The sequence below is a fragment of the Pseudomonas promysalinigenes genome, assembly GCF_014269025.2.
GTDB lineage: Bacteria > Pseudomonadota > Gammaproteobacteria > Pseudomonadales > Pseudomonadaceae > Aquipseudomonas > Aquipseudomonas promysalinigenes.
This window is the reverse complement of the sequence record NZ_CP077094.1, coordinates 1,553,736-1,573,917: the sequence shown is the minus strand read 5'-3', so window position 1 is coordinate 1,573,917 and position 20,182 is coordinate 1,553,736. Positions and strand designations below refer to the sequence as shown.

The window sequence follows — 20,182 nt, the reverse complement described above, 5'->3', positions numbered from 1 at the left end:
TGCAGCTTGGTTCCTGCTGATGCTGGTTTACCCGCAGGCCAGGTCAGTGGCTGTGCTTGCCACTCAACGCCGCATGGAAGGTGGCGCTTTGGCGCAGGTACTGCTGGGTGTAACTGTGGGTTGCCGTTGCCTTGATGCCGTCAGCATGGGCATGGGCTGGCAACACCACAGAAGCAGAAATGGCCGATGCGGCGATAACGGGGAACAGATTGAAGTTCATGGTGGCGGACCTCGACTTGTAGAGTTTGACGTTGAGCCACTTGGGCCTTAGGTCAAACGTACGCCGCCCAGATCCGCTGCAGAAATTCATTGCACTGCTAAGGCTTATCACCGCTATCGATGGTTACTCGACGAACTTGAGATCCGATGGCGCATCCTGCGTGAAGGTCTGCACCGTCTCGCCGAGCTTGCCGCTGCGCAGGTCACGGCGCATGACCACGATCTGGTTACTTTTCTGGTTGGCCACCAGCAGGTAGTTGCCGCTGGGGTCCAGTGCAAACTCCCGCGGGTGATCGCCTTGCACCGAATGGCGCTGCAGCAACGTCAGCTGACCGTCATCCTTGTTCACGCTGAACACCACGATCTCATTCGCTGTGCCGCGGTTGCTCACGTAGAGAAAACGCCCATCGGCCGACAAGTGCAGCCCGCCGGAAGCCTTGGCGGCGGCATCCTGCTGATCGGTAAGCGGCAGGCGCTGACGCGCCTGCAGCACGGCGTCCTTGACGTCGAACATTACCACCTCGCCACTCATCTCCAGCGTCAGGTAGGCATGCCGGCCCTTGGCATCGAACAGCAGGTGCCGCGGCCCACTGCCAGGCGGCAAGTCCACCGACGCCGGCACCGCCGCACTCAGCGGCTGGTCGGGGCTGGCGCCGTCATAGCGGTAAATGAACACCTTGTCGGCCCCAAGGTCGCAGGCATACACATGTTGGCCGTCCGGCGACAGTACCAGCGAGTGAACGTGCCCGCCTGCCTGGCGCTCAGGGTTGACGCCGCTGGGTGCATGGCGCAATTGCTGTATACCGTCCTGGAGCTTGCCGTCCTTGGCCACCGGGATAACCACCAAACTGCCACCGGGGTCGGGGGCGACGGCGTAGTTGGCGACGAACAGATAGCGCTGGTCGCGGCTGAGGCTGGCGTGGGTTGGCTCATCGCCCCGGCTGCTCACCTGGTTCAGCAACTTGATCTGCCCGTCGGCAGCGATACTGAAGCTGGAAACCTTGCCATCAGGCGTTTCGTTGACGGCAAACAGCTGGCGATGGTCCGCTGAGAGCACCAGCCAGGACGGGCTTACGCTGTCAACGACCTGTAGCGGCGGCGAGGCAATCTGGCCGGTCTTGGGATCGAAGGCATAGCGATAGATGCCTTGGCTGTGGCCGTCTGTGTAGCTGCCCACGAGCAAGGTGGCAGCATTGGCGGTGATTGTCAGGCTCATCAGGCTAGCGGTCAGCAGGCTGGTCCAGGTCCGGTTCATCATCGTCTTCATCCGGGGCGCGAAAGGCACTCATACAGACTAGACGATGCTCGCCCTGGGCATCGCTTAGTTGCCATTGATCACCTTCGCCTACAGCGGCCGCGACCTGCTCCGGGGTGAACGACCAGCGGCGGTGCTGGCGGCCGTCCATGCATTCGATGGAAAGGCCGGCTTCGTCGCAGGTGAACTCGAAGGCATGCAGGCCATCGATCAGGAGCATGTCGCAGCAAGTGAGGGCGGTAGCGAGGGGGGACATGGGAATACCGTAGAGAAATGAGCCCGCAGTATAACCTGAGGGCCGCATTGCGGCCCCCCGGTGATGCATCAATGGGCGAAGATCGAACCGCCCTGCTTACCTGCCATTTTCTCAGGCTTGATCAGGAACCGCGCCAGTGCTGGCAGCAGCCATAGCGCACCGAACATGTTCCACAGCAGCATGAAGGTCAGCATCAGGCCCATGTCGGCCTGGAACTTGATGGCCGAGAAGATCCAGGTGCACACGCCGATCGCCAGGCACAGGCCGGTGAACAACACGGCCTTACCCGTCGAGCGCAGGGTCTGATAGTAGGCTTCCTGCAACGGCAGCCCGGCACGCAGGAAGCTTTCCAGCCGGCTGTAGATGTAGATGCCGTAGTCCACGCCGATGCCCACGCCCAGGGCCACCACCGGCAAGGTAGCGACCTTCACGCCAATGCCCATGAATGCCATCAAGGCGTTCCCCAGCACCGACGTCAGTACCAGCGGTAGCACGATGCAGAGTGTTGCAGCAAACGAGCGGAAGGTGATCATGCACATCGCCGCCACGCACAGATAAACCAGGATCAGGATGGTCAGCTCGGCCGACTTGATGACCTCGTTGGTGGCCGCCTCGATACCGGCATTACCTGCCGCCAGGAGGAACTGCAGGCCCTCTTTGTCATGGCTGTCGGCGAACGCCTTGGCCACGGCTGTCACCCGCTCCAGGGTTTCGGCTTTGTGGTCGTTGAGGAACACCAGCACCGGTGCCAACGAACAGTCGGCGTTGTACAGGCCGTCAGCGCGGGCGATGGAGTTGTTGAGGATGTCCGGGTTGCGCGACAGGGTTTCCCATTTCAGGCTGCCCTCGTTCATGCCCTTGATCACCTGTTTGGAAACGGTTACCAAGGAGATCGCCGACTGCACGCCTGGGGTGTTCTGCATGGTCCACATCAACTCGTCGATCGGCGCCATGGTCGAGTAGACCGAGCAGCTTTCAGCCGGGGTCTTGACCATGATCACCAGCACATCGGAGCTGGTTGAATAGTTGCTGATGATAAAGTTGTTGTCCTGGTTGTAGCGCGAGTCCGGGCGCAGTTCTGGCGCGCCCTGGTCGAGGTCGCCGATCTTCAGGTTCTGGCTGTACCACAGGCCACCTGCGAACGCGATCAAGGCCAGAACGATCGACACTGGAGCCACCTTGGCGCTGGCGAAGTTCGCCAACAGGCGCCAGAACGGGTGCTCGCGGGTAGCGTCCTTCTTGCTGCGCTCGATGGCCTTCTTGCTGATGCCAACATAGGAAATCGCTACCGGGAGCAAGATCAGGTTGGTGAACACGATCACCGCCACCCCGATGGACGCGCCGATGGCCAACTCGCGGATCACCCCGATGTCGATGATCAGCAGGGTGATGAACCCGACGGCGTCGGCAAGAATGGCAATCATCCCAGGCAGGAACAACTGGCGGAAGGTGCGCCGGGCGGCGGTCAAGGCATTGTCCGCATCACTGGACTGCAAGGCGATGCCATTGATCTTCTGCACACCGTGGGAAATACCGATCGCGAAGATCAGGAACGGCACCAGCATCGAGTAAGGGTCCAGGCCGAAGCCGACCGCATGCATCAGGCCCAGTTGCCAGACCACTGCCACCAGGGTGGTGATGAGGACGGCGATGGTGCTGCGGATGCACCAGGTAAACCAGTAGAGCAGCACCCAGGTAATCACCAGCGCGATGCCGAAGAACATCGCCACCATCACCAGGCCGTCGATCAGGTCACCGACCTTCTTGGCAAAGCCAATGATGTGGATCTTGACGTTGGGATTCTGCGCCTGGAACTTGTCGCGGATCTTTTCTTCAAGTTGGTGCGAGAACTGCTGGTAGTCGAGTTTGACCTGCTTGCCGGGGTCATTGGGGTCAGGGAAGCTTTCGAGCAGCGGCACGTCGACGATGCTGGACTTGAAGTTGTTACCCACCAGGCGCCCAACCTGGCCAGATTTGAGCACGTTGTCGCGCAGGGTATCCAGGCTCTGCTGGGACCCATCATAGGTATTGGGGATCACCTCACCGCCTGAAAACCCTTCTTCTGTCACCTCGCTCCAGCGCACGCTCGGGCTCCAAAGCGACTTGAGCCCGGCGCGATCGACGCCTGGAATGTAGAACACCTCGTCATGGATCTGGCGAAGGGTTTCCATGTAGTCCTTGTCGAAGATGTCGCCGTTGACCGCCTCGACCGAGATACGCACGGTGTTGCCCAAGTTGGCCAGGTCGCTGCGGTGGGCCATCATCTGTTCGATGAATGGATGCTGCAGCGGGATCATTTTCTCGAAACTGGTCGAGGGGCGGATCTGCGTGGCTTGCCAGAACAGGAAAATGCTCACCAGCAGGCACAGGGCGATGACCACCGGGCGGTTGTTGAAGATCAGGCGTTCTAGCAGTGTCGCCTTGTCCTGATGATGCGGGTGCATGGTGATACTCTCCCTGCTGGTCATGGGCGCACCTGCTTAGCCGCACGCTGCGCGCCGTCGGCACTGGCCAGATGTACGCCACCCTGCCCCACCAGCAACAGGCCGCCGTCGGCCAGGCCAGTGACACCGGCCAGCGCGATGCGGTCGCTGCGGTTGTAGACACTGAACGTCTGCCCGTCATCGATGCTGCGCAGCACGCTGCCGCCGTTGCCGACCAGCACCAGGCTGCCATCCTCGACAAGCGTAGCGCCTGCCAGGCCGAATTCGAGCTCGCCACGGGCGACCTTGAGGGCGATCGGCTGCCAACTGTCACCGAAGTCGCTTGAGCGGAACAGATTGCCGCGTAGCCCGTAAGCCAGCAGCGTCTGCGCCTTGGCGGTGCCTATCACGCCGAACAGCGAGCCTTCATAAGGGCCCTGCACCTTGGTCCAGCTCTGCCCTTCGTCGCTGGAGCGATACATACCGCCCTGCTCACCGACGATGAACAGGCCAGCATCGCGCACGCGGGCGATGCCATTGAGGTGCAATTGGTCGGGGTTGTCCAGGCGCTCGGCGATGTCCTGCCAGTGCTGGCCGCCGTCGCGGGTTTCCAGCAGCGCGCCATAGGCGCCCACGGCAAAACCATGCTGTGCATCGAGGAAGGTGACATCGAGCAGAGGCGCTTCGCGGGCCAGGTCTTCGAATTGCTTGGTCCAAGTGGCGCCGCCGTCGCTGCTGGCAAGAATCTGCGCATCGTGACCCACCGCCCAGCCGCGCTTGTCGTCGAGGAAGAACACGGCGGTGAGCAATTGCCGGGTGGGCACCCGGGCCTGGGTCCAGGTGATGCCTTGGTCATCGGAAAACAGAATGTGGCCACGATCACCGACCACCACAAGGCGTTTGCCGGCATGGGTCGCGCCAATCAGCAGGCTCTGGCTGGCCTTGGCGGATTCGGTGGAGTATTCATCGGCAGCAGCGGCCTGCGCGCTGTCGGCCCATATTCCCAGTACCAGCGCCAGCATTGCGCCGGCCGCCGACGGCCAGGCACCACGCCTGGCCTGCGTCATCACCCGCTGCTTCATGACCATCCCCTGTTGTTTTGTTTTTGATGGGTCCGTGCTGTGAAAGGCCTGCATTAGAGGCTTGTGGGGATCGTATCGGGGAAGTTTGAAGGATTACAACGTGCGGGACGTTATGTTTTGTTAACCGCTAAACAGCTTCGCGGATAAACCTGCCCCAGCAGGTCTGGCCCAGGCCGCAAGGCCTGGGCGGTCTCTGTTGGAGCGGGTTTACCCGCGAAGCGGTCAGTTGCGGTTACAAAACCTCAAGCCAGGCTCTTGCTCACCACCTCATAGACATCACTGGACAGCTCCCCGGAGGCGAGAATCCGCTCCAACTCACCCTTCATCAGCACCTGCCGGGCAGCGTCATACTTACGCCAGCGGGTCAGCGGTGCCAGTTGACGCGAAGCAATCTGCGGGTTCAGCGCATTGAGCTCGATCACCAGGTCCGCCAAGAAGCGATATCCGGAACCATCGGCGGCGTGGAAGTTGACCAGGTTCTGCCCGGCAAAGGCACCGATCAGCGCCCGCACCTTGTTCGGGTTTTTCAGGGTGAATGCCGGGTGCTGCATCAACGCTTTGACCCGCGCCAACCCGCCTGGCAGCGTGCTGGCTGCCTGCACGCTGAACCACTGGTCCATGACCAATGGGTTGTCCTTGAAGTGCTCGGCGAAGCTTGCCAGGGCCTCAGCGCGCTCAGCTTCGAACGGCGAGTTGACCAGCACCGCCAGCGCCGTCAAGCGTTCGGTCATGTTATCGCACTGTTCGAACTGCTCCAGGGTCGCCTTGAGCACCTGAGGTTTGCCGGTCAGCATCAGATAAGACAGGGCGATGTTCTGCAGGCTGCGGCGGGCAAAGTGCTCGGCGGCGGCCACGTAAGCGGTGCTGCGTGACACTTCGCGGTTGGCCTGGTAGCGCGCCCATAGCGCATCGAACAACTGCTCGGCGATCTGCTGGCGAGCGAATTCGCGGGCGGCGTGGATGGCATCGACGTCGGCCACTTGGCTGATCTCGGTCAGATACGCTTCGCCAGGCAGCGAGAGCATTTCGGCAACCATGGCCGGGTCCAGCGATTCGTTGCCCAGTACCGTGCCCAAGGCCGTGATCAGGCGCTGGTCGAGCGCCAGTGCTTGGCCGCGCTGATGCTGGCCGATCAACTCCTGCAGCACCTGCACCGACAGCTGCTGGCCCGCCTCCCAGCGGTTGAAGCCGTCGCTGTCGTGCTGCATCAGGAACATCAGCTGGTCGCGGTCATAGGGGAAGCTCAGCTTGACCGGTGCGCTGAAACCACGCAGCAGCGAAGGCAGTGGCTTGCTCGCGATACCCTGGAAGGTGAAGGTCTGCTCGGCTTCGGTCACCGACAGCACCCGCGAATGACCAACGGCCGTTGTTTCCCCGACCAGTTGCAGCGCCAGATCGTTGCCTTGGGTATCGAGCAAGCCCAATTCCACCGGTATCACGAACGGAAGTTTCTCGGCCTTGTCAGGCGTCGGCGGGCAGCTCTGACGGAAGGTCAGGCTGTAAGTCTGGGCGCCAGCGTCATAGGCCTCGCTGACTTCCAGGCGCGGAGTACCGGCCTGGCTGTACCAGCGCTTGAACTGAGCCAGATCGACGCCATTGGCGTCTTCCATGGCCTTGATGAAATCGTCGGTGGTCACCGCCTGGCCGTCGTGGCGTTCGAAGTACAGGTCGCTGCCTTTGCGGAACCCCTCGGCGCCCAGCAGAGTGCGGACCATGCGCACCACTTCTGCGCCCTTTTCATACACCGTCAGGGTGTAGAAGTTGGAAATTTCGATGAAGCTTTCCGGGCGTACGGGATGGGCCATGGGGCCGGCGTCTTCGGCGAACTGGTGCGTGCGCAGGTAAGCCACGTCCTCGATGCGCTTGACGGTACGCGAGTTCATGTCGGCACTGAACTCGGCATCGCGGAACACCGTGAAGCCTTCTTTGAGCGACAGTTGGAACCAGTCGCGGCAGGTCACACGGTTGCCCGACCAGTTGTGGAAGTACTCGTGAGCGACAACCCCCTCGACTCGCTGGTGGGCAGCGTCCGTAGCCGTTTCGGCACGGGCCAGCACGCAGCTGGAGTTGAAGATGTTCAGACCCTTGTTTTCCATGGCGCCCATGTTGAAATCGTTGACCGCCACGATCATGAAGATATCCAGATCGTACTCGCGGCCGTAGACCTCTTCGTCCCAGCGCATGGACTTCTTCAGGCTGACCATGGCGTGGTCACACTTGTCGATGTTCTCGGGCTCGACATAAATGCGCAGGGTGACATCCCGGCCAGACTGGCGCGTGAAACTGTCTTCGACGCACCAAAGATCGCCAGCCACCAACGCGAAAAGGTAGGCCGGCTTCATGAACGGGTCTTCCCAGGTGGCCCAGTGACGGCCATCTTCGGCCGGCCCACTGCCAATCGGGTTGCCGTTGCTGAGCAGCACCGGGTAGCGATGCTGTTCGGCGATCACGGTGGTGGTGAAGGTACTCATCACGTCCGGACGATCGAGGTAATACGTGATCTTGCGAAAACCCTCGGCCTCGCATTGGGTGCAGAACATCTTGCCGGACTTGTACAGGCCTTCCAGCGCGGTATTGCTCTCGGGGTGAATTTTCACGCTGGTGTCGAGGGTGAAACGCTCGGCCTTGGGCTGCACGGTCAGGCTGTCGGCGTCGAGCTGGAACTCGCCCGCGTCGAGTTCATGATCGTCCAGCGAGGCGTGCAACAGCTCCAGTTGCTGGCCGTCCAGTACCAATGGCGGCAGGCCAGCCCCAAGCGCCGGATTGCGGCGCATGACCAATTGCGCGTGGACCAGGGTGTGGTCCTCGAACAGCTCGAAGGTTAGGTGCGTCTCGTCGATCAGGTACTCGGGCGCCTGGTAATCCTTGAGGTAGATCACTTGCGGTTGTTCGGTACGCATGTGCAGGTCCTTTTTACTGGAGCACGGCCAACTGGTAGGCCGTGTACTTGCGAATATTGATCACGCCGGTATCGAAGATCAGGTACTGACCCTTGATGCCGAGCAGCGTGCCTTCGGCGACCGGGTCCTTGTCGAGGTTGAAGCTGACGACCTTTGTCGGGTAGGCCTGAACCGGGTAGCGCATGTGCACCACTTCGGCATCGGCCAGCGGCTGGATCGCCTGCAAGCCAAAGCGCCCTTGCAGCTCGCGCAAGCCATCGGCGCAGGCGTGGAAAATCTGCTCGCGAATCGCGGGCAGGTCGAGCACTTCGGCATCGCCCTTGAGCAGCGTGCGCCAGTTGGTGCGGTCAGGCACCTGGCTGCGCAGAATGTCTTCGACCAGGCCCGATTGCTGGCGGGTAGCGACGCGCATGATCGGCAGCGCCTGGCTGGCGCCTTGATCGAGCCATCGGGTGGGCAACTGAGTGGCGCGGGTAATGCCGACCTTGATACCCGACGAGTTGGCCAGGTAAACCACATGGTCGGTCATACAGAACTGCTCGCCCCATGACGGCTCACGGCAGGTGCCCGAATCGTAGTGGCACTTCTCCGGCGCCATGATGCATACATCGCACTGGGCCAGCTTGGTCATGCAGGGGTAGCAATAACCCTGGCTGAAGCTGGTCTTGGTGCGTTTACCGCAATGGCTGCAGTGGATGGCGCCAAGGTATTGCAGACGCAGACGCTGGCCTATCAAGCGATTGACCGGCACCAGGGTGTCATCGAGCCGAAAGCTGTACTGCACCACAGGCGCCTGCAGGCTGACGGACATCTTGCTCAAAGAGCCACGAGCGATTTCGATCAATGTACCGAGTCCGACTTGAACAGAATGTTGGCGATGGGCGCGGACTTCGAGGCGCACTCCTGCGGGCCCATGTAACCAGTGCGCTGCTCTTCTGGCAGGTTTTTCATTTCCCAGGCGATCACCGCCTGCAGCGACAGCTCTTTCTGCTCGGCGGTGAGCTTGCGGCCGTCCGACCATTTGCCGATTTCCACCGCCAGCTTCAGGCTCTGGTAGATCTCCGGGGTGATGTTTTCAATCATTTGCGCGAAAGTGGACATACAGTCTCCTGATTCAAGCCGACAGTTTACGCCGGGCCAGCGCCCCACCCAAGAGGCCGGTCAGGCATCCGATGAGCAACCCGCCCACATGGGCGGCGTTGGCGATCTGGCCAAAACCCAGCTGGCCGACCACACCGCTCAGGCAGATCACCAGCCAGATCAGCATCATCACCAATACGCCTTTGGGCAGCCTGAAGTAAGGGTTGGGCGCCAGCCACTGGTACAACCAGACATGGCCAAGCAAGCCATACAGTACCCCGGACAGGCCACCAAACAAGCTCGGGCCGCTGGTGTAGTGCTGGGCAAGGTTCGACACCAGGCTGAACAGCAAGGTGAGGCCCAACAGCTTCCAGGGGCCCTGGTGCAATTCGATGCGTTTACCCAGCTCCCAGTACCACAGGCCGTTCATCGCCAGGTGCAGCACACCGAAATGCAGCAACATGGGCGACACCAGGCGCCACCACTGGCCGTCGGCCAAGCTTTGGGCCAGCGGCGTGAAATGCAGGTAGTCACCCTGCACGCGAAAGTCGAGGAAGGTGAACCAGCTGATGGCATTGAGGTTGTCGCCCAGGCCCGTGAGGCCGGCGACCACAAGGCACATCACCAGCACAGTGGCAGTCACCTTGCAGGCCTTGGCCTGCTCGGCCAGCGACGGCTGGGTGGTAACCTGCGCCGAGGCGTCTTGCACCACATCGGCATTGCCATCGGGGTAGCGCTGATACAGCTCGCGCACCTGCGTAGCCATGCTGTCGGGGGCCCAGAGCACCTGGTCCTCGCCCTCCTCGCTGACCCGGTGCGGCACCTGCAGGCGCTGCAGCAGGTTAACGAAGCCGCTGAGGTCAACTGCCAGCGGCAAGCGCATCACTTCGATGATATTCATGGGTTGGCCTGCGGGCGTTCGACGTCGACCCAGACGAACTTGTGCGGGTCGATGCGGGTTTCATCATCCAGCCGATAGGCCACAAGCTTGCCGTACAGCACCGCACTGTAGTCCAGGCAGGCCAGGTTGGCGCGGATCGGCCCAGGGCGACCGCTGCGCCAGTAATGCCCGACGAATAGCATCGGTTCGTCCTCGGCATAGCGCAACAGTGCGTTCTTTTCGGTGTGGCTCAGAGGGGTGCGGGCAACATTTTCGGGCAACGCATCGGGCTGGAAGACGATGTCGCCATAGGTTTGTGGGTCTTCTTCCCAGAACTTGGTGCGGAAGAAGGCTCGGGTCAGGCCGTCGCCACCGGTCAACGTCAGGCCATCAGGCAGGCGCATGTCGGTACCGCGCAGCAAGCGGTTGCACACCGTGGCAGCAAAACTGCCGGCCACCGCCGATGACTGAATGAAGTGCTCATCGATAACCCCGCCGGGGTACTGCTGGCGCAGTGGCTCGATCAGCCGCGCATCCCAACAGGCGTGCACCAGCCGGAAACGCCCGGCGTCGACGAACAATGGCATTTGATAGAACCACTGAAGAAAGTCGTGCCAGTCGCCAGGGTGGTGGGCGAACTGGGTCAGGGTTTCGTCGATCAGCCGTGCGTGGCGGGGGGTATGCTCGCGCACGAACGACTTGCCGCTACCAGGCAAGGCCGGTGTCACCCAGCCCAGGGCGTTGTACTCGTGGTTGCCCATGATGCACAAGGCCTGACCAGCCTCGACCATGTCATGAACGATATGCAGGGCCTCGCGGATACGTGGGCCGCGGTCGACGATGTCACCCAGGAACAACGCTTGGCGCCATGGATGGCGCCATACACCGCCGACGCGCTTGTAGCCAAGGGCATCGAGCAAGCGTTCGAGGGTCTGTGCACAACCATGCACGTCACCGATGATGTCGAAACTGCGCGCCGGATCGAGCATCAGTCGTCCCTGCCCCCCAGGCGGCTGCCCCAGCCGAGCTTGGTACGGCACACCTCATAGTAATTGTGGTCCAGCGGGTGAATCAGGCGCAGTTTCTGAGGTTTCTTGCTGACCGTGATGGTGTCGCCGGGAGCGCAGGTGAAGTGGTTCTGGCCGTCGCAGGACACTTGCGGGTAGATCTGCAGGTCCTTGGCTACGACGATCTTCAGCTCGCTGTTGCCGTCGACCACGATCGGCCGGCCCGACAAGGTGTGCGGGTACATGGGCACGATCACGATGGCGTCGAGCTTGGGGTGCATGATCGGGCCACCGGCCGACAGGGCGTAGGCGGTCGAGCCGGTGGGAGTAGCGACAATTAGGCCGTCGGCCTTCTGGCTGCAGACGAACTGGCCATCGATGTAGATTTCGAATTCGATCATCCGCGTCGACTTGCCAGGGTGCAGTACCACATCGTTGAGCGCATCGCCCTGGCCGATAGCCTCATGATGGCGACGTACCTCGGCCTGAAGCAGGAAGCGGTTTTCTACCAGGTAGTGGCCGTCGAGCACTTCGGCGACTTTCTGCTCAAGCTCATCGGGGCGGATGTCGGTCAGAAACCCCAGATTGCCGCGGTTGATGCCCAGTACCGGTACATTGTGCCGGGCCAGCGCGCGGGCAGCGCCAAGCAGGCTGCCGTCGCCACCGACCACGATCACCAGGTCACAGACCTCACCGAGTAGCTTGCGCGTCGAGGTTTGCAGGCCATGGCCGGGTAACACTTCGGCGATGGTGTCCTCGAGAATCACATGCAGGTGGCGCTCGATAAGGAATTTTTTCAGTCGGCGAATGGTGTCGAGCACCTGCGAGCTGCCAAGGCGGCCAATGATACCGATATTGCGAAATTGCTCCATGGGGCTCCTGGGAGGCTCTGCGGCGGGGTGACTATGTGGCGATTATGGGCGAAACGACCGGGCAGCGGCAAACCGGCTATGCTCGCAGCATGATGCCATTTGCCGAACTCAACGAACTGCCCCGCTGCCTGCACCGCCCTGCCGTGCGTGACTTGGCCTGGACGCTGCTGTCGCCGCCACTGCTGAGCGCACCGCCCTGCCCCCAGCGCCACCCGCTGGCGGGCAGTGCCTGGGCGGGCGACCCACAACGCCTGTGCGACTGGTTACGCGCCTTGGATGCCGATGACCTGCCATTGCGCAACTGGTTGGCAACCATTACCAGCAAGCGCCTTGGGCTGTATTACGAAGGGCTTTGGCAATTTGCCCTGACCCACGCGCCCGGCGTGCAGCTGCTGGCATCCAACCTTGCCATTCGGGCTGGGGGCCGCACCCTGGGCGAGCTGGACATCCTGCTGCGTGATGGCCAAGGCACCCATCATCTGGAGTTGGCGATCAAGCTCTATCTCGGGCCGACCGTGGGCGACGCAGGTGATGCTACGAATTGGCTGGGGCCAGGCTGTCATGATCGCCTGGGGAGCAAGCTGGCGCACTTGGCCACACATCAGTTGCCCATGTCACGCGATGCCCACAGCCGCCAAGCCTTGGCAGCCATCGGGGTCACCCAGGTGCAGGCGCATCTGTGGCTGGGCGGCTACCTGTTTTATCCAAGCCCCGGGCATGCCGAGCCACCGGCTGGTGCCCACCCCGCTCACTTACGCGGGCGCTGGATGCGCCGGCGGGATTGGGCAGCGATGCCGGGCGAGGTCTGGCAACCGCTGCAACGCCACGCCTGGCTTGCGCCAGCACGGGTGCGGGCTGATGTGCGATGGTCCTCGACGCAGTTCCAAGCCTGGCTGGCCGCGCTGGCTCCACAGGCGCCAGCGCAGTTGCTGGCCAGGCTGGAGCCGGACGGTGATGGCGCCTGGCAGGAAGCCGAGCGGCTATTTCTGGTGCCCGATGATTGGCCGCATTCACCAGACAACACAATTTTCACCGGCCTAGCGCAAATATCTGCTGCAAAAAGCATCTAGAGTGCTACCCAGAGCGCCATCAAGAGCGCCACTTAAACCTGATGACGAGGACCGATCATGGTTTCATCCACCCCTTCACCCCGTTACGCACGCCTGTCCATCGCCCTTCATTGGCTGATGTTGGTGCTGCTGGCCGCTGTTTACGCCTGTATGGAGTTTCGCGGCATATTTCCCAAGGACAGCGCCGAACGAAACTTGATGAAAGACCTGCACTTCATGCTCGGGTTGAGTGTATTTGTGTTGGTCTGGCTGCGCCTGGCCGTACGCTTGATCAACCCGACTCCCCCTATCGTGCCCAAGCCGCCAGCCTGGCAGACAGGCCTTGCGCACCTGATGCACTTGGCGCTGTACCTGCTGATGATCGGGTTGCCGCTTGCCGGCTGGCTGATTCTCAGCGCTGCCGACAAGCCTGTGCCGTTCTATGGGCTGGAACTGCCCCACCTGATCGGGCCGGACCCGGACCAGGCCAAGTTCATCAAAGGCTGGCATGAGCGAGTGGCGAGTTGGGGTTACTGGCTGATCGGCCTGCACGCGTTGGCTGGGCTGTACCACCACTACGTGCAACGCGACAACACACTGCAGCGCATGCTGCCCTACAAGTAACCGCGCCGTCCCTGCAGGCCACCAGTGTGCAGGAAGATCAGGCGAGTCCCGGCCGCAAACAGCCCGGCCTCGACCTGATCGTGCAGGGCCAGCAAAGCCTTGCCGGTATAAAGCGCCTCCAGCGGCACACCACTGTGCTGCTCGCTCTGGGCGATGAAAGCCAACAGCTGCTCATCGAACCTGGCAAAACCTCCACGGCAGGCATCGTGCAACCGGTAGCCCTGGTTGCCAGCCAACTCGGCGACATAGTCCGGCACGCCGTGGTCCATGGGCACCGCTAGGGCGCCATGGACGGTACGCGCGCCTGCCTCGGCCAGTACCAGCCCTGCCAGGGTGGTCCCCGTGCCTGCCGCCAGCCACCAGGCGTCATAACCTGACCACCCCAGGGCCGACAACTGAGCACGGGCTTGCTCGACGATCAGCGAGCACCCCTGGGCACCCTCGACGCCACTGCCCCCTTCCGGGATACAGTGCCAGCCAGGATAGCGGGCCTGCCAGGGCTGCCAGAACCCTTCCTGATGGCGTGCCCGATAGCCACCGTAGCCCAACCAATGCAGCGTCATGCCCAGTGCCTGGAGGTCACGTACCGTAGGCGTCTCCTGGGGGTGGCCACGCAACAGACCAACGGTGGCGAAACCAAAGCGTTTGCCGGCGGCAGCCAAGGCATGCAGGTGGTTGGAGTGATTACCGCCCAGACTGATCAGGCCAGGGGCACCGGCTTGATCAGCTTGCTGCAGATGGTAGCGGAGCTTGAACCACTTGTTACCGCTGATCAGCGGGTCAATCAGATCCAGGCGCAGGACCGCAGCCTGAACGCCGGCGCTTGCCAGCCACGGCAGGTGCAGTGGCTGAAGAGGGGCTTTGGGTAGATGCTCAAACATGCTACCCAGTCTACAGGGAAAGCCACGGGGGCGCTGTGCACCCCAGCGAATTCAAAGTTCGGCAGCCAGACGCGAACCCTGGTTGATAGCCCGCTTGGCATCCAACTCAGCCGCCACATCGGCGCCACCGATCAGATGCACCGACTGCCCCGCGGCCAGCAGCCCGTCCTGCAGCTCTCGCAACGGTTCCTGCCCGGCACAGATCACCACATTGTCCACCGGTAGAACCTGCGGCTGGCCTTCACCGATACGAATGTGCAGGCCGTCGTCATCGATCTTCAGGTACTCCACGCTGTTGAGCATCTGCACGTGTTTGTTTTTCAACCCGGTACGGTGAATCCAACCAGTGGTCTTGCCCAGGCCATCGCCAACTTTGGATTTCTTGCGCTGCAGCAGGTACACCTGGCGCGCAGGCGCATGGGGTTCTGGCTTGATCCCGGCCACGCCACCACGTGCCTGCAGATGGGTGTCGATCCCCCACTCTTTCCAGAACGCTTCGCGGTCCAGGCTGCTGGCCGCGCCCTGTTGCACCAGGTACTCGGAAACGTCGAAACCGATACCACCGGCACCGATCACAGCGACCGACTTGCCCACCGGTTTGCGCTCGAGCAGTACATCCAGGTAGCTCAGGACTTTTGCATGCTCAACGCCGGGAATGGCCGGTGTACGCGGTGCGATACCGGTAGCCAGGATGATCTCGTCGAACTTTGCGTTTATTAGCGTCTGTACATCCACTCGAGTATTCAAACGCAGGTCAACACCGGTGCTTTTCAACTTGTTACGGAAATAGCGCAAGGTTTCGTAGAACTCTTCCTTGCCCGGCACCCGCTTGGCCACATTGAACTGCCCGCCGATCTCGCTGGCGGCATCGAACAAGGTCACGTCATGGCCGCGTTCGGCGGCCACGGTGGCGGCTGCCAGGCCGGCCGGGCCAGCGCCCACCACGGCGATGCGCTTCACGGTGCGCACCGGCAGGTAGTTGAGCTCGGTTTCATGGCAGGCCCGCGGGTTGACCAGGCAGCTGGTGAGCTTGCCGCCGAAGGTGTGGTCCAGGCACGCCTGATTGCAGCCGATGCAGGTGTTGATCTGGTCAGCACGGCCCTCGGCCGCTTTGTTGACGAACTCGGGGTCGGCAAGGAACGGCCGGGCCATCGACACCATGTCGGCGTCACCCTCGGCAAGCACTGCTTCGGCAACCTCCGGGGTGTTGATGCGGTTGGTGGTGATCAGTGGAATGCTGACAGCCCCGCGCAGCTTGGCGGTGACCTTGGTGAATGCCGCGCGCGGTACTTTGGTGGCGATGGTCGGGATGCGTGCCTCGTGCCAGCCGATGCCAGTATTGATCAAGGTCGCGCCAGCCTGCTCGATCGCCTTGCCCAGCAGTTCGATTTCATCCCAGGTGCTGCCACCCTCGATCAGGTCGAGCATCGACAGGCGGAAGATGATGATGAAGTTCGGCCCGACTGCCTCACGCACCCGGGTGACGATCTCTACCGCCAGGCGCATACGGTTTTCGTAGCTGCCGCCCCAACGGTCGCTGCGCTGGTTGGTGTGGGCAGCGAGAAACTGGTTGATGAAGTAACCTTCCGAACCCATGATTTCAACGCCATCGTACCCGGCCCGCTGGGCCAGCACGGCGCAATTGACGAAGTCGGCGATCTGCTTCTCGATACCTGCCTCGTCAAGCTCCTTGGGCTTGAACGGGTTGATCGGTGCCTGAATGGCGCTTGGCGCCACCTGACGTGGACTGTAGGCATAGCGCCCGGCATGCAGGATCTGCAGGCAGATCTTGCCGCCTGCAGCATGCACCGCTTCGGTGACGATGCGGTGTTTTTCTGCCTCTTCATCGGTGCTGAGCTTGGCAGCACCGGCGTACACCCCGCCCTCATCGTTCGGCGCAATGCCACCAGTGACCATCAGGCCTACACCGCCGCGCGCGCGCTCGGCGAAATAAGCAGCCATGCGCTCGAAGCCACCCGGACGCTCCTCGAGGCCGGTGTGCATCGAGCCCATCAGGGTACGGTTGCGCAAAGTGGTGAAGCCCAGATCCAAAGGGGCCAGCAGATGTGGGTAGCGGTCGGCAGCCATGGTTCGGTTCCCAAGGTGGCATGATCACGGAGTGCGGGCACCTCGGCGGGGCCCGTCGTTGTCTAGCTGCGACATTAAACAGCCGTTTGAAACGGCTCAATGATCGAAACTGACAACTTATTGATCCAATCGCACAGCAGGACTACCCTAGGTCACCGCCATTTTCAAGGTGCTGTACCGCTCGATGCGTAAACTCCTGGCAGGCGCCCTGGCGCTGGTGATGATTGCCGCCATCGGCGGCTATGGCTTGTGGACTCAACAGCGGCCTGAAGGTCACTACCTTTCCGATCTGCGCATCGCGGTGGCGCTCAACCATGGGGTGCCCGGCGAGCGGGGCAACCTGCTCGGTATCGAGCCATTACTGTTCCCCAGCGACTACCAGAATTTGCAACGCCTGCACCGCAAGCTTGCCGCCTACCTGGAACAGGCCCGCGACCAAGGCCTGGTAAACCCGCGCACCGTGGTGGTGCTGCCAGAGCACATCGGCACCTGGCTTTGGGCGCGCGGCGAAAAGAACGAGCTGTATCAGGCCACCCGCAACCGCGACGCCGAGCAATGGCTTGAGCTTAGCAACCCGCTTCGCTATGGCCTGGCGATGCTCGCTGCCAGGGGCGATGACCGGCGTGCCGACGCCCATTTGCGTATGAAGGCGCAGCAGATGGCTAGCGACTACCAACAGCTGTTCGGCGGCCTTGCCAAAGAGTTCGGCGTTACGTTGGTGGCAGGCTCTATCGTGCTGCCAGCACCCTATGTCGAGCAGGGGGTTTTGCACATCGGCCGGGGGCCGCTGTTCAACAGCAGCATGGTATTCGCCGCCGACGGCTCGCTCATGGGTCAGCCCCAGCACCAGCAATACCCGGATAGCGAAACACGGCGGTTTATCCACTCTGGTCACCCGTATCCATTACAGGTTTTGCAGACCCCTGCCGGACGCCTCGGGGTGCTTGTGGGCAGTGACAGCTGGTACCCTGAAAACCTGCGTCAGCTGCAGCAACAGCAGGTGCAACTGATCGCCAACCCGGTGTTTCTCAGCGGCAAAGGTAGCTGGCAGGCACCTTGGCGCGGCAATCGTCATCAGGATGCCGCTACCGCACTGGCTTTCAAACGTGGCGAAGTCAGTGAACAGAGCGCCTGGCAGCGCCTGACCCAAGTTGGCGGCGACGGCGTGAGCAGTATGAGCGTGTTCATGCGCGGGCAATTCTGGGAGGTGGGCAGCGATGGCCAGGGCTTCGCCCACCAGGCAGGCGAGCTGTTGACGGGTTCCACCAGTCACGGCGCGCGCCTGCTGAACCTGTGGCTATAAGCTCATGAGCCGCCCACGGGTACGTCTGGGCGATCTGTCGGTGGGCTTTGTGCAACCACTGGCTGAAGCCCTGCTCGAGCTGGGCCATGACCCGGTTCCCCTGCTTGAGCAATACGGGCTGGATGCCGCGCGGCTGGCCGAGCCTGGGGCACGTCTGTCGATCCCACGCTATATGCACCTTGGGCATGCCGCCATCGCACTGAGTGGCGAACCGGCACTTGGGCTGCGAATGGGGCGTTTGAGTCGCATTGCACAGGCCGGGCTGGCCGGCGTGACCGCGGCACAGGCCCCGACGGTAGGCGACGCTGCACGTACGTTGCTGCGGTTCGAACCTCTTTACGCAGCCAACTACCGTGGGCACTCCAGTTACCAGGAAGACCCCCAGGGCGCCTGGCTGCACTTCTATTCGATCAGCCCCTATAACGACTACAACCGCTTTGTGGTCGATTCGCTATTAGCCGGCTGGTTGGCTCAACTGGGGGCACTGACAAACGCACCCTTGCAAGCCGAGCGACTGGAGCTCGAATTCAACGCCCCCGGCTATGCCGCCGCTTACCAAAGCCTGTGCAGCACCCCTGTGCAGTTTGCCGCCAGCGGGAATCGCTTGCGCCTTGCACGCAGCACGCTCGAGCAGGCGAACCCTCAGCATTGCCCCAGCACCTTCGCGCACTTGATGCAGTTGTGTGAAGCACAAATGCTGCAGCGCACACGCGTTCGCAGCCTGGGCGAACGTATCACCCACTTGCTAGGCCCTTTACTCAATGGAGGCCGAGAACCTGACCTGGAAGAAGTGGCGTTACAACTGCAGCTGCCCACCTGGACACTCAGGCGAAAGTTGGCTGAAGAAGGCACGCGCTTTCGCGACCTGCTCAATGACACGCGGCGCGACCTCGCCGAGGCCTACATACGCGATACGGAGCTGGCGTTCGGGGAGATCGCCTATCTGTTGGGGTTTGCATCGGCAGAGGCTTTCCAGCGCGCATTCAAGCGCTGGACAAGCCTTACGCCGGGAGAGTTTCGCCGCAGCCAGCGGCGAGCAGGCTAGAGCTCTGTAGCGTCGTCAGCCGGTTCGGGCGGATCCAGTTCGTAAGCGTGAAACTCGAGCAGCTCTTCCTGATAGTCGTCCATGGTCCTGCGTCCTCTTCTCATCTGTCTTCGTTTGTCATGTCATCAACCTAAGCGGGCACGGTGACGAAATGATGACAAGCTTATGAGTACTAAACGTAGCAGGCGTTCCAAGCGTTAGCGACAGTCCTGTAACAACGCGTTAAAACGATGGCGAGGTTGCCGCTTCGGGTGATGCGCCCTGCTCCACCTGAATCGGTGCGGGCTGCGCCGGCGGCGCAATCGGCTGCGAACCTTGGCTGTCATCGACCACCGGTGTGGCAGCGGCTTCACTGGCGGGCGCAGGCGTGGTTACAGGGGCGGAGGCCGCCGCTTCACTGGCTGGCACAACCGCAGGTGCAGCGTCACTCACCGGGCTGGCAGCAGCGGCCGCTGCAGCCTGCTCAGGCAGACCCAAATCGGGTGCCAGCTTTTCGGGCTTGGCCACAGGTGTTTCGACTTTGGCTTTGACGGCCTTCTTGGGTTTGGGCAGGTAACTTTCGACCAGGGCGAAATAGCGATCATAGAACTGGGCGGCCGTGACCGTCTCACTGGCGACTTTCACCATCGAGTCGTCACTGGAGCCAATAGGCATGGAAACCGAGCCAAGCACCCCTACACCCAGGCTTGCCGAGCTGTTGGATTTTTTCAGGCTGTAGCGGTCCTGCAGGGCGTTGGCGAACATGGTCGAACGCTTTTCGTCATTCACGTCTGGCGCGCACGTGACATTGAAGCTGATCTGCAGATGGTTTTCGCTGTTCTGTTGAAAGCTCTTGTTGCCCATCACCTGATTGGCGCCACTATTGGTGATGATGTAACCCTGGCTGAGCAAAGCGCGACGAGCCGCTTCGCAAGACCCTGCGTCACTTACCGCAAAGCTGCGCGAGTAGGTCCCCGAGTCATCGAAATGCTCATGCTCGTAGATGGCAGGTTTCTTCGCAGAGCAGCCAGCCACGCCCGCCAGCACCAGGGCCAGCCCGAGCGCATTGAAGACGGATGATCGAGTCATTGCAAAGTCCGGGTGAGTCTAAAAGAGGCCTATTGTGCATCACAGCAGGCAGCCACAGGAACCGTTGATCGGTGAAGAGTCTGTTAGGTTCGTGTAAATATCGTTACCGCAAGCAAGTCCAGAAACGAAAAAAGCGACCCTAAGGTCGCT

General features: G+C 61.7%; 18 protein-coding genes. 4 read left to right on the top strand and 14 right to left on the bottom strand.

The window, feature by feature from the left end; genetic code table 11:
- Positions 1–43: 43 nt before the first annotated feature.
- From HU725_RS07310 to HU725_RS07260, 11 genes are all read right to left on the bottom strand, one after another.
- Positions 44–220 (bottom strand): hypothetical protein, encoded by a 177-nt coding sequence (locus HU725_RS07310; protein WP_186476699.1) that lies wholly within the window; start codon positions 218–220, stop codon positions 44–46.
- Between the two features lie 123 nt (positions 221–343).
- Positions 344–1,474, bottom strand: a complete 1,131-nt coding sequence (locus HU725_RS07305; protein WP_186476899.1) for a lactonase family protein — start codon at positions 1,472–1,474, stop codon at positions 344–346.
- Entirely contained in the window at positions 1,440–1,730 is a 291-nt protein-coding gene (locus tag HU725_RS07300; RefSeq protein ID WP_186476698.1) for a DUF5629 family protein, read from the bottom strand. Before HU725_RS07300 ends, HU725_RS07305 begins: the two co-directional genes overlap by 35 nt.
- Positions 1,731–1,798: 68 nt before the next feature.
- On the bottom strand, positions 1,799–4,174 hold the full coding sequence (locus HU725_RS07295) for an efflux RND transporter permease subunit (protein WP_186476898.1): 2,376 nt from the start codon (positions 4,172–4,174) through the stop codon (positions 1,799–1,801).
- 20 nt (positions 4,175–4,194) lie between these two features.
- Positions 4,195–5,220 carry a WD40/YVTN/BNR-like repeat-containing protein gene (locus HU725_RS07290; protein WP_409489170.1) on the bottom strand — a complete coding sequence of 342 codons (1,026 nt, stop codon included), beginning with the start codon at positions 5,218–5,220 and terminating at the stop codon, positions 4,195–4,197.
- Positions 5,221–5,477: 257 nt separating this feature from the next.
- Positions 5,478–8,135, bottom strand: a complete 2,658-nt coding sequence (pepN, locus tag HU725_RS07285) for an aminopeptidase N (protein WP_186476696.1) — start codon at positions 8,133–8,135, stop codon at positions 5,478–5,480.
- Positions 8,136–8,148: 13 nt separating this feature from the next.
- Positions 8,149–8,979 carry a DUF2797 domain-containing protein gene (locus tag HU725_RS07280; RefSeq protein ID WP_186476695.1) on the bottom strand — a complete coding sequence of 277 codons (831 nt, stop codon included), beginning with the start codon at positions 8,977–8,979 and terminating at the stop codon, positions 8,149–8,151.
- A complete protein-coding gene (locus HU725_RS07275) occupies positions 8,976–9,236 on the bottom strand; it encodes a YeaC family protein (RefSeq protein WP_054885767.1) in 261 nt (86 codons plus the stop codon). The genes HU725_RS07280 and HU725_RS07275 overlap by 4 nt, the downstream gene beginning before the upstream one ends.
- 13 nt (positions 9,237–9,249) lie before the next feature.
- Positions 9,250–10,116, bottom strand: a complete 867-nt coding sequence (locus HU725_RS07270; protein ID WP_186476694.1) for a rhomboid family intramembrane serine protease — start codon at positions 10,114–10,116, stop codon at positions 9,250–9,252.
- Positions 10,113–11,084 (bottom strand): metallophosphoesterase, encoded by a 972-nt coding sequence (locus HU725_RS07265; protein WP_186476693.1) that lies wholly within the window; start codon positions 11,082–11,084, stop codon positions 10,113–10,115. The genes HU725_RS07270 and HU725_RS07265 overlap by 4 nt, the downstream gene beginning before the upstream one ends.
- A complete protein-coding gene (locus HU725_RS07260) occupies positions 11,084–11,974 on the bottom strand; it encodes an NAD(+) kinase (RefSeq protein WP_060477752.1) in 891 nt (296 codons plus the stop codon). Before HU725_RS07260 ends, HU725_RS07265 begins: the two co-directional genes overlap by 1 nt.
- A 44-nt stretch (positions 11,975–12,018) precedes the next feature.
- Here HU725_RS07260 and HU725_RS07255 point away from each other — a divergent pair, with 44 nt between their 5' ends.
- Together HU725_RS07255 and HU725_RS07250 are read left to right on the top strand one after the other, a co-directional pair.
- Positions 12,019–13,044 (top strand): DUF1853 family protein, encoded by a 1,026-nt coding sequence (locus HU725_RS07255; protein WP_186476692.1) that lies wholly within the window; start codon positions 12,019–12,021, stop codon positions 13,042–13,044.
- Between the two features lie 57 nt (positions 13,045–13,101).
- Positions 13,102–13,647 (top strand): cytochrome b, encoded by a 546-nt coding sequence (locus HU725_RS07250; RefSeq protein WP_060477754.1) that lies wholly within the window; start codon positions 13,102–13,104, stop codon positions 13,645–13,647.
- Here HU725_RS07250 and HU725_RS07245 read toward each other — a convergent pair.
- Positions 13,638–14,528, bottom strand: a complete 891-nt coding sequence (locus HU725_RS07245; RefSeq protein WP_186476691.1) for a 1-aminocyclopropane-1-carboxylate deaminase/D-cysteine desulfhydrase — start codon at positions 14,526–14,528, stop codon at positions 13,638–13,640. The genes HU725_RS07250 and HU725_RS07245 overlap by 10 nt on opposite strands.
- Positions 14,529–14,579: 51 nt before the next feature.
- Positions 14,580–16,616 (bottom strand): NADPH-dependent 2,4-dienoyl-CoA reductase, encoded by a 2,037-nt coding sequence (locus HU725_RS07240; RefSeq protein WP_186476690.1) that lies wholly within the window; start codon positions 16,614–16,616, stop codon positions 14,580–14,582.
- A gap of 184 nt (positions 16,617–16,800) precedes the next feature.
- Between HU725_RS07240 and HU725_RS07235 the strand changes: the two genes are divergently transcribed.
- On the top strand, positions 16,801–17,919 hold the full coding sequence (locus HU725_RS07235) for a nitrilase-related carbon-nitrogen hydrolase (protein ID WP_186476689.1): 1,119 nt from the start codon (positions 16,801–16,803) through the stop codon (positions 17,917–17,919).
- Positions 17,920–17,923: 4 nt separating this feature from the next.
- Positions 17,924–18,964 (top strand): AraC family transcriptional regulator, encoded by a 1,041-nt coding sequence (locus HU725_RS07230; protein ID WP_186476688.1) that lies wholly within the window; start codon positions 17,924–17,926, stop codon positions 18,962–18,964.
- Between the two features lie 222 nt (positions 18,965–19,186).
- Here HU725_RS07230 and HU725_RS07225 read toward each other — a convergent pair whose 3' ends face one another.
- Entirely contained in the window at positions 19,187–20,032 is an 846-nt protein-coding gene (locus HU725_RS07225) for a DUF2242 domain-containing protein (RefSeq protein WP_186476687.1), read from the bottom strand.
- Between the last annotated feature and the right edge of the window lie 150 nt (positions 20,033–20,182).